General features: G+C 64.2%; 9 protein-coding genes. 2 read left to right on the top strand and 7 right to left on the bottom strand.

All coding sequences use genetic code 11. The features are described 5' to 3' along the window. Positions 1–257 precede the first annotated feature (257 nt). The 3 genes from ACIA76_RS43325 to ACIA76_RS43315 are packed head-to-tail and all read right to left on the bottom strand — an operon-like array spanning position 258 to position 3866. On the bottom strand, positions 258–1739 hold the full coding sequence (locus ACIA76_RS43325) for a carboxylesterase/lipase family protein (protein ID WP_397161364.1): 1482 nt from the start codon (positions 1737–1739) through the stop codon (positions 258–260). A gap of 22 nt (positions 1740–1761) precedes the next feature. Continuing rightward, positions 1762–3267, bottom strand: a complete 1506-nt coding sequence (locus ACIA76_RS43320) for a UbiD family decarboxylase (protein ID WP_397161362.1) — start codon at positions 3265–3267, stop codon at positions 1762–1764. After that, positions 3264–3866 (bottom strand): UbiX family flavin prenyltransferase, encoded by a 603-nt coding sequence (locus ACIA76_RS43315; protein WP_397161360.1) that lies wholly within the window; start codon positions 3864–3866, stop codon positions 3264–3266. The genes ACIA76_RS43320 and ACIA76_RS43315 overlap by 4 nt, the downstream gene beginning before the upstream one ends. An 81-nt stretch (positions 3867–3947) precedes the next feature. On the opposite strand from ACIA76_RS43315, the gene ACIA76_RS43310 reads away from it, so the two are divergent. Further along, the gene (locus ACIA76_RS43310; RefSeq protein ID WP_397161358.1) at positions 3948–4409 is read left to right on the top strand and encodes a MarR family winged helix-turn-helix transcriptional regulator; all 462 of its coding nucleotides are present in this window, start codon (positions 3948–3950) and stop codon (positions 4407–4409) included. A 359-nt stretch (positions 4410–4768) separates the two neighbouring features. On the opposite strand, the gene ACIA76_RS43305 is transcribed toward ACIA76_RS43310, so the two are convergent. From ACIA76_RS43305 to ACIA76_RS43290, 4 genes are all read right to left on the bottom strand, one after another. Beyond that, a complete protein-coding gene (locus ACIA76_RS43305) occupies positions 4769–5011 on the bottom strand; it encodes a hypothetical protein (RefSeq protein ID WP_397161356.1) in 243 nt (80 codons plus the stop codon). Positions 5012–5312: 301 nt separating this feature from the next. Continuing rightward, positions 5313–5591: a hypothetical protein gene (locus ACIA76_RS43300; protein ID WP_397161354.1), complete on the bottom strand. Its 279-nt coding sequence runs from the start codon at positions 5589–5591 to the stop codon at positions 5313–5315. A gap of 268 nt (positions 5592–5859) precedes the next feature. Then, complete coding sequence (locus ACIA76_RS43295) at positions 5860–6645, bottom strand: hypothetical protein (protein ID WP_397161352.1); 786 nt, start codon at positions 6643–6645, stop codon at positions 5860–5862. Positions 6646–7053: 408 nt separating this feature from the next. Then, positions 7054–7911 (bottom strand): hypothetical protein, encoded by an 858-nt coding sequence (locus ACIA76_RS43290; protein WP_397161351.1) that lies wholly within the window; start codon positions 7909–7911, stop codon positions 7054–7056. 346 nt (positions 7912–8257) lie between these two features. Between ACIA76_RS43290 and ACIA76_RS43285 the strand changes: the two genes are divergently transcribed. Beyond that, on the top strand, positions 8258–8998 hold the full coding sequence (locus ACIA76_RS43285; protein ID WP_397161349.1) for a hypothetical protein: 741 nt from the start codon (positions 8258–8260) through the stop codon (positions 8996–8998). Positions 8999–9438 lie beyond the last annotated feature (440 nt).

Here is a 9438-nt window from a genome sequence, read left to right as displayed (position 1 = left end):
TTCAGCACCGGCCCCACCTGATCGACGGCTGCCTCACAGCAACCGGCCTCGCACCCCTCAGCTCATGACGACATCACGAATTCAGTCTCTGTAACTGTGTTCGAGTCGTCACCCGCTGGGGGTATCTCGTTCTACCCTTGCGGGAGGTAGCCGGAGCGTTGCAAAGGTAGTTTCCAGGCAACCCTCGAGGACATCGTCTTCGACAGCGCCCATCCGGCCTCGGCAGGAGGTCGAGTCACGGTCTTCGGCAGCTGTTGTCATCTCTGTCGCAGGGGCAGCGGGTCGAAGGTGGCAGCGGCCCAGATTTGCTGTGACTCCTGTTCGGGGTAGCGGCCCGTCGTGGAAGTGGTGTCGAAGCGGCGGGCCTGCTGCGAGTCGGAGGTGTAGGTGGGCCATTCGGGGTCGCCGGTCTCGGCGAAGGACAGCCACTCGGTTTGTATCTGTTCGGCCAGCGCGACGGCAGTTTGTGGGGGCGGGTTGCCGTAAAGGCGTTCGCCGGCGGCGGTGTCGAGCGTGCCGAAGAGCAGGGGGAGTTCGGCGGTGTGTGCGGCCCCCATCGTCTTTGTTTCGTAACGGAATTCGTAGAGGTAGGTGGCTCCGCCGCCGGTGGCGTGGGCCTGCGCCAGGTGCAGGCTGGGCATGCGGAACAAGAAGTCGGAGCAGGCGATCTGGTAGAGCTGTTCGTCACTGGCGTGCTGGTAGGCGGCGCGGTATGCCCGGGGGCCGTCGGGTATCGGGGGGAGCAGGCTCAGCGCCTGCTCGGTGTGCGCGGCGGTGATCGTGTCGGCGCCACCCGATGCGGTGATCATCAGGTTGTATTCGTCGCGGGTGTGGCCGACGATGAGCGCGATGTCGCGGCTCGCGCCGCGGGCGAGGGCTTGCCACGGCGACTCCGGGAGGGACTCCGGGTCGATGACCGGACCGAACGGGGTTCCGGCGACAACGAGGCCGAAGCTCCAGCGGTCCTGGTGCTGGGGGATGTTGTCGCTCACCGTTTTCGCGGCTCGGGCGAGTGTCCACGGATCGATCGACGTCAGTTCGGCGACGGTGGGATGCTTGTCGACCTGGTTGGCGACCACGGTGGCGATGTCGGTGGCCAGTTCCGGGGATTGCAGCGCGGTGGGAACGCTCTGAGCGATCGCGCGGTGGAACAACCCCCGTGCTGATGGGGCGGCCAGCAGCATCGCGATCGATCCCGCGCCCGCGGATTGTCCGAAGAGGGTGATGTTTTCCGGGTTTCCGCCGAATGCGGCGATATTGTCGCCGACCCACCGCAGGGCGGCGATCTGATCGAGCAGTCCCCGGTTGGTGGGCGCGCCCTCGATCCGGCCGAAGCCTTCCATCGACACCCGGTAGTTGAACGACACCACGACGGCGCCGTGAGAGGCCAGGGTGGCCCCGTTGTAGATCGGTTCGGACGACGATCCAATGATGAAGGCGCCCCCGTAGATCCACACCAGCACCGGTAGCCGGGCTGCTTTCACGTCGGGTGACCAGACATTGACGCTCAACCATTCGTCGCCGGAGCTGGTCGTGGAATTCGTCGACGCCTGGGGTGGCGGCGGACCGAAACTGTCGGCGTCGCGGACTCCGTTCCACGGCGAGTACGGAACCGGGGCTTGGAAGCGCAGTTTCCCGACCGGTGCTTGTGCGAACGGGATGCCGCGGAAGACCGCGAGGCCGTTCTCGGACTTGCCACGAACAAGCCCGGTGGTGGTCCGCACCATACGAGGTTCCATGCTCGATCGTCCTTTCCAGGAGTCACGGATAGGTGAGGTTCAGTCCCGGGGCATACGGGCGGGGGTCGACATCGAGGAAATGGGCGCGTTGGAAGGCCTCGTGCAGGCGATAGGGTGCGGTGGCGTCGAAAATCGTTTTGGCCGTTGTGCCTTTGGCGGGCAGTGCCGGGTTGTAGTCGGGCTGCTGGCTGGGGTCCAGGACATGCCCGGCGACACCGGGGATGGTGATGATGTCGATATCGCCCTGCATGCGAGTTTGCATGGCCCACAGCACGTCGTCGCTATCGAAGATGTCGACGTCGGTGTCGACCAGGACGATGTTTTTCAGTTCGGAATAGACGCCGAACGCGACGAGCGCGGCCTGGCGAGCGCGGCCGTCGTCGAAGGCGGATTTCTTGTCGCACTTCAGGATCGCGAGGAACTTCCCGCCGCCGGCGGTATGGGCGTGGACCTCGGGGACGAAGCCGGGCATGGCCGCGTGCAGGGCATTGAAAATGCTTGCCTCGGTGGGGATTCCGGTAAGGCTGGTGTGTTCTTCACCGGGCCCGACAAGGGTTTGCAGGATCGGGTCGCGGCGGGTGGTGACCGCGGTGACCTTGATGACCGGCAGGGCCGGATTGGCGGGTCCATCGTAACCGGGGAATTCCGGCATGGCGTGACCGGTATGGGTGTTCTGATCCTCCGCCACGCGCACGCCGGGCAGGATGTAGCCCTCGATGACGATCTCCGCGCGGGCAATCGCCTTCTGCGGCACCGTGACACAGTCGGCCAGCTCGACCGGGGCACCGCGTAGTCCTCCGGCGATAGCGAGTTCGTCGTAGCCCAGCGGGGTGGTGGGTGCTTCGAAGGTCGCGCCGATCGGGATGGCGGGGTCCAAGCCCATATTCACCGAAATCGGGAACTGCCGCCCGGCTTCTTCTGCGCGGCGGCGGAATTCGTCGATGTGGCGGCCGGGCGCGAAGAAGATCGAAATCTCGTCACGCCCTTGTACGCACAGGCGGTGGATGGTGACATCGGTGCCCAATTCCGGGTCGCTGCCCAGCACCAGGCCGAGGCAGAAATACGGACCGGCATCCTCGGGTGTGTTGGTCGGCGCGGGCAGCAGGGTACGCAGGTCGAAGCCCGGATCGTCGGCACGGTGCACGATCTCCTGGCACGGAGCCTGGTCGGGGCCGACGAATACCGGGCCCTGCGCCGTGTCGATCGCCTCGGCCATGCGTTGGGTGAGCGCGCGGGCGGGACTGTCGAGCAAGAGGCCGACCCGTTCCCGACTTGCCATGAGCCCCACCAAGACTCGCGAGCCGGGATAGCCGGTGACATTGCCGAAGATCATCGCGGGGCCGGTGCGTGTGGGGCGTTCCACGGTGCCCCCGGCGCCGATGCGTTTGTACACACCGGCCAGTTGCCCGGCTGGATCGACCGGATGATCGGTCTCGATCAACTGCCCGGGAAACCGGCGCAACCGGTCGAGCGCGGACCGCAGATCCGTGATCGGCGGCAGCGGGCCGTCGAACGCGCCGGTGGTCATCGGAGCCCCTCTCGGGACGCGTCGGCTGCTCGGGCGTCTTTGAAGCCGGTCCACTCGTAGTTGTGTTCGCTCTCTATACCGAAATGGGCAAGCAGCCTGCCGACGAATCCCGCCACGACGTCCTCGACGGTGACCGGATGCTGGTAGAAGGCCGGCATGGGAGGAATGACCAGCACGCCGAGCCGCGCCAGGGCGAGCATGTTCTCCAGATGGATTGCGCTCAACGGGGCTTCGCGCGGAACGATGATCAGCTTGCGTTGCTCCTTGAGCGCGACATCGGCCGCGCGGGCGACGAGCCCGTCAGCGTACCCGTGCCGGATCGCGGCGACGGTTTTCATGCTCGCGGGCACGATCACCATGCCATCGGTGCGAAAGGATCCCGACGAGATCGCGGCAGCCTGATCATCCGGGCTGTAGCTGACGTCGGCCAGCGCGGCGACATCGCGCACGCTCAGGCCTGTCTCCCATTCGATGGTGCTGCGGGCCCAGCGGCTGATCACCAGATGAGTCTCCACATCCTCGCGCGCACGCAATTCCTCGAGCAGCCGCACTCCGAGCGCCGCGCCCGTAGCGCCGGTCATGGCCACGATCAGTCGCATGATGTTCCTCTCGATGGATGTGAGAGCGAGTCAGCTACTAGTTTGTATACAAACCGTCCGTATAGATACTATCCTGGACCTATGGCTCATCCGGACGATGTTGTGTTCCATCTCATGCGGCGAGTCCTGCAGGACCATACCGCCGGCTGGCAGACGCGCCTGCCAGAACTCACCAAACCGCAGTACGCGGTACTGAGCGTGCTGAGCAGCAGCCCCGGGTTAGACCAGGTCACCGTGGGAGCGCGCGCGGCGATAGACAAGTCGACCCTCGCCGGACTACTCAATCGCCTCGAGGAACGAGAGCTGATCACCCGCAGTTCCGACCGGGCCGACCGCCGCCGCCAACTCCTGCGACTCACCACCAAGGGCAAAGCGACGATACGGGCCGCGACACCGGTCGCCGACGAAGTCGACGCCGCCGCACTCGCGCCACTGACGGCCGCCGAACAGCGGCGCTTGACCACCCTGCTCATCAAACTCGTCGGCGAAACCGCGCCCACCGCGACGAGCGATCCGGCGCAGCCGCGATCGCGAACCCAATAAGCCGCTTGTTCATTTAGCTAGCATACAAACTGTTTGTGTAAGGATCAGTCTGCGATTCGAACGAAGCACTGGCCGCAGTTCGGCCGATTGGCAATCTTATAGCGAATAGAGCTGGATTCCGAGTCTCGTTGCGCCTGACAAGCCGAGCCGGAGCGCGTAACACGCGCTCATCGGCAAGAGTGCGCGTTGGGAAGCACCGTCAGCCAACCAGTTCGGACGATTGACCAACGCTCGCCGTGCGGCTGCCTATCGTGCGTTACCCGGAAGGGACACGGTCTTCTTCGGTTGACTCGTGACGGTTGAAACACCGATACCGGAGGTAGCGGCTGAACCGGTTGCTCATGGCCGAGCCGTGCGAGTCAGATCCGCCGCGCCCGTCGCTCGACGGCCTGCTTGGCATCGATAAGGCTGGTCTCCGGAGCCAGCTCACGATAGGCCTTGATGGCCTTGATCGTCTGGTTGTTCCGCAGCAACTCATCCACTTCGGTCAGTTGCGCGTCGGAGAGTCCGAGTTCCGGAATGCCCAAATGTTGCATGATCAGGTCGAGCTTGCGGTTGACCAGGGTGAGTTTGCGGTCCAGTTGTCGATAGTCGGAAAACACTTCGTCGACTGTACAGGCGCGCTATAGACCCCGTTTCACAGCTCAACGGTCCCTCGCGAACGTTCGGGATTCGGCAGGTGCGGACGTCTCAGAGATGTTGGTGGTCAACCGATCAGCGCGCTGGCCGAACCGGGCCTGATCTTCGTGCACAGAGTAGGCGGTGTCGGCAAGACTGCGCTGGCAACGCCGGATATGTTGCCGGACAGGTGATCAGGCATGCACCTCATGCGGCAGGTGGGCTGTTCGGGTGCTCTCCTGCCGCATGGCGGAATGTGACCTTGGTATGCCTGTCGGGCCGACTTTAACCCTGCCCCATGGTGGGGTCGCCTGCACCCCCGGCACCGGGGTTGCCCGGACCTCCGCCTTGTCCGGCGCTGGGGTCGCCCGGACCCTTTGTCCCGGTATTCGGATCGCCGGGACCGTCCGCCAGCACGATCCCCGGATGTCCGGCTCGCGCGACGCTCGACATGGGGGATACCGGCTGAGCGGTAACCAACGCGGGAACTGTCAACGCGACGGCCGCGGCCGCCCCGGCGATTCCCACGACGGCGATGCCGCGGCGAACGGTGAACAAGTTCATCGAAACTCCCGATCCAGAACGACGACGGATCGTCGTCGTTGTCCAGGCCGCGACCGTCTGGCCGGGCTACCGTCGAGACTAGGCAGCTGAGCGCAATCGCAGCGTCATTCGGATATAACAGCCGCGCCACGAGAGGTTGTCGAAGCGCGGCTGTCGAATGCGTTGGCGGACAGCAGGATCGATCCGCTCGCGCAGGGCTTGGATCCGGCGTGGTGAGGACGATGCTGCAGCGAACCGCCGCAAACGGGTGTGGCCGACGGCCACTCGATCAGGTCGCTGGCTGACCAGCCCTCGCAGGGCAACACCCGCCGATGGACCGCGTCAGCTCGGTCGTCGATATCGGCCATGTCGTTCCCTCCGGCTGCGGAATAAGTGAGCATCTGAAGCCTGGCATGAGGGACCGACGAGTTCCGCTGCTTCGCAGGGGCGGGACACACATGACCGTATCTGCGTGAACGGGTGACGCGCAATTCAAGGATATCGGCACGTTTTTTAACTTATCGAAGTATCCATAACGGACTGTATGCACATGTAGTACTGTTGTCGAGAACGGCATGCCCTCGAGGATGAGATCGATTCCGGCGAGGAACTCCGCGCGATCGTCGTGCGCACGTAGTCGCTCTGCCACAGTGCGGGTGAACGCGTACTGCTCGGGATCGAGTCCTTCCCAGCGCTGCGTCTCGGTGGCGAGAACGTATTGCCTGTCGCCGAGCTCTGCCGCGGACCGGGAGTTCGTCGCGTTCTGCCCGCTCGCGCCGATGATGTAGTGCAGCAGTGCCAACGTCGAGGTGAATTGCACTGTGGCAGAAGCTGCGAGCGCCTGCACCGCTCGGCCGATGCGCTCGAAGATCTCCGCCATCGTGTCCTGCCACGGAGGGCGCGACAGTTGCGCGCCGATCCACGGGTGCGTCGATCGCGTCGAAACTCCGAGCGCGACGGCATGGATTGCCTCGCGCGGGGAGGCATCGGGGTCGGGGTTGCCCACTGCGCGGGCGACGGCGACGGCGGTGGCGGCCTTGAGCAGTTCGCTCTTGTTCGCGACATGCCACTGCACTGGCGGAATACGAACAAGCCCTATTCCCGCGCAGCGCGCAGTTCGCCGCCGAATCCGACAGTCCTCTTCGGCGACAACGCCCCCAACAGCTTCATAGACCTGATCACCGGCAAAGTGCCGACCGAGTGAACGAAACACCGCGTGAAACCGATTGCTGCGCAACTCTCTAACACTGCACAGACGCGAGGCCCCGGGGGCCTCACGGCAGTCCAGTCATCGAGCCCTGGACCCGGCAGTTCGTCGCCACGGCCACTTCGGAATTCGTGAACCGACGGGGAACGAGCATCGGGCAGCGGATGCAGGCTTGTCTGCATCAAATCCCTTGCGGTGACGGTGTTTCTGGAAGGTTATCGCGTGCACGCCTCGTCCGGCCGTATCGAGTTCCGAGGACTCTGGGACGTGGCGCGGTCAGGACTCGACGGGCAGCGCCAACGCAGCGTCGATGGTGGTGTCCAGGAAGGCGAGAGTGTCGCGGCGGCGGGCCAGCGGATTGCGGTAACCGCGGTGGCCCTCGGTGCCGTTGGTGCGTAGGTGCAGGCTTTCGGCGACGGTGCGCTGCCAGCGCGGGTCGAACACCTTCTGGGCGTACCGGCCAGCGCCGGATTTGGAGGTCAACGTTCCGGTGGCGAGAAGATGATGCAGTCGACTCACGCCGAGAACGGTCCAGACTGGGAACCACGCACTGAGTCCGATGGCGAGAGGTAACGGACGCCGCTGCCGGTTCCGTTGCCACCACGGCCGCCAGTAGGCGCGGAGGTTATCGATGGTGAACTCGCGCAAGGCATTCCGGTCGGCCCACACGTCGATATCGGTCGGCTGTGGTCCGCGCACCGCGATCCCGTGCCAGGCCAGCTCGCAGAACGTCACCGGGTTGATGCCGGACCGTCCAGCCGGGGTGAACCGGCTCTCCTGGGCGCACGGGACATCGGGGCAGCCGCTCGGTCCTGCCGCCAAGTCGGCCCAGGTGAGAACCGCGCCGTCGAAATTCGGCCGTGGGAAGGCGGCCACCGTACGGGCGTGCGCCTCGGCCAACGCCGCCATCTCCTGAGATTCCCCCTCCAGACGACGGTCGGTCACTGCGACGAAGTCGATATCGCTGGCCGTATCGAGCCGACCGCGCCCGGCACCGCGGGAATGAAAGTCACCCAAGGCTACCGATCCAACCAGGTAGAACCCGATGACCAAGCCCGGCACCAACTCGTCGACGGCGGTCAGGAACAGATCCACACTCCGACCGACCTCGGCCGGAAGATCGTCGCTAGACATGCCGGGCAACCTACCGGCCGCCCCACGCGATCGGAATGCCGTTGCACGGCGGGGCCTTTGCGCGTTGGTAGGAGCGCTGGCAGCCTCGGCTGCGGCGCCTCTCGACCTGGAGTTCTCGATGAACCGTTGCGGCCGTGCCTATTGCAATCTCGGTATCGGACTGAAGCTTTCGATGCACGATCGACGCTGGTTCGCGTAAGGATCCGGCCACGGAGCGGGAAGGTTCTGTCGTAGAGCGGGATCCGACATCCAGGCGCGCACAAGTTGTCGCTTGTGCGTCAAATAGGGGGTATCGAAACTGGGCATCTGACCAACGAGAACGGGTTACATTTTAGGTCCGGTTTCGGTGACGGCGATGCTGAATCAGCAACTGCGCCGCCACTTTTCGTCTATGCCTTTGGAGAGAGTCATGAAGCCGACCATCGCCCTACTTATCCGGATTGCTACTGCTGCTCCGATCGCGCTGGCGGCGACGTGGTGTCTGGCGTCACCGGCCGATGCTGATCCGCAGAGTACAACCACCGTCAACTTCCAATGTCAGGGAACTGTCTTCGGTGTGTCCCAGGAGACGACGATGACCATGCAGGTGGCCGGTGACGCACCCACCTCGGCCGGGCCGAGTTCCGCGGTGACGATCACGCTGTCCTCGACCCAGCAAACGGTCCCGGCCAATTCCAATGGATTCACCGTCAACAACATTCACGACCTGCGGCTGGTGATGCCGAACCCGACCAATTCCACTGTCAACTCTGCCACCGTGTCGGGCGGCACTGTGACCGGCACCGTCGACACTTCCGGAGGCAACATCGCGTTGAGCATCCCCGGCCCGATCGCGGGTGGCTCGAACTTCACCCTACCTGCGGAAACGATTGGCGTGACGGCGGGCACCTCGGGTTCGATCACCACCACGCTGTCCGGAACCAGTTACAGCGACCCGGGCCTGACACTCACCAGTAACGTTCAGGGGCCGTTCGGCCCGTTGGACGTTCCGGTGTCCTGCTACCCCAATCCGGCACCGACGTTTACGACCACGACCATCGGCGCCGCGGCACCCGCGCGGATAACCCAGCCGGGCGCAAAGCGTTGACTTCGGTCGTGGTAATTGGACAGTTCAGCCGAAGTTGCTGGTAATAGACGGAGGTGGTGATCAATGCCTGGGCCGGGTGTCATCGGCTCGACTCAGGCTGATTGGATCGAACGTGGTTCCAGTCTATGGACATTGCTATAACCCATATTGTCGTATATCGACCCAGGGAATACCGATACCGCGTCAAGGAACCCGCCGAGAGCGGCGCTCTTCGCTGCCCGGATAAGGATTTTCGATCGAGCCAATGCATATAACTGTGGCTTGTAGTTAATTTGAAGCAATAAAGTGGACCGCGACTGCCGCGCAACGATTTTCGGTCGATATGCAATTGCCGACGTTCTTTAGCCTCGATCTTGCAGGGCGGTAGCGGCCTGGCTTGATCGGGTTCGGATTGGTTTTTCGATGGTATCCGGGTCGTCGGGTATGGCGGGGCGACCCGT

The sequence above is a fragment of the Nocardia sp. NPDC051570 genome (assembly GCF_044454005.1).
In the GTDB taxonomy this organism is placed as follows: Bacteria; Actinomycetota; Actinomycetes; order Mycobacteriales; family Mycobacteriaceae; genus Nocardia.
This window is presented reverse-complemented; position numbering and strand designations above follow the sequence as displayed.

Excerpts from the sequence above, each read along its gene's own strand:
- ACIA76_RS43315 (WP_397161360.1), bottom strand. The coding sequence starts at position 3,866 with ATGCGACTGATCGTGGCCATGACCGGCGCTACGGGCGCGGCGCTCGGA.
- ACIA76_RS43320 (WP_397161362.1), bottom strand. The coding sequence starts at position 3,267 with ATGACCACCGGCGCGTTCGACGGCCCGCTGCCGCCGATCACGGATCTG.
- ACIA76_RS43290 (WP_397161351.1), bottom strand. The coding sequence starts at position 7,911 with ATGTCTAGCGACGATCTTCCGGCCGAGGTCGGTCGGAGTGTGGATCTG.
- ACIA76_RS43325 (WP_397161364.1), bottom strand. The coding sequence starts at position 1,739 with ATGGAACCTCGTATGGTGCGGACCACCACCGGGCTTGTTCGTGGCAAG.
- ACIA76_RS43310 (WP_397161358.1), top strand. The coding sequence starts at position 3,948 with ATGGCTCATCCGGACGATGTTGTGTTCCATCTCATGCGGCGAGTCCTG.
- ACIA76_RS43300 (WP_397161354.1), bottom strand. The coding sequence starts at position 5,591 with ATGAACTTGTTCACCGTTCGCCGCGGCATCGCCGTCGTGGGAATCGCC.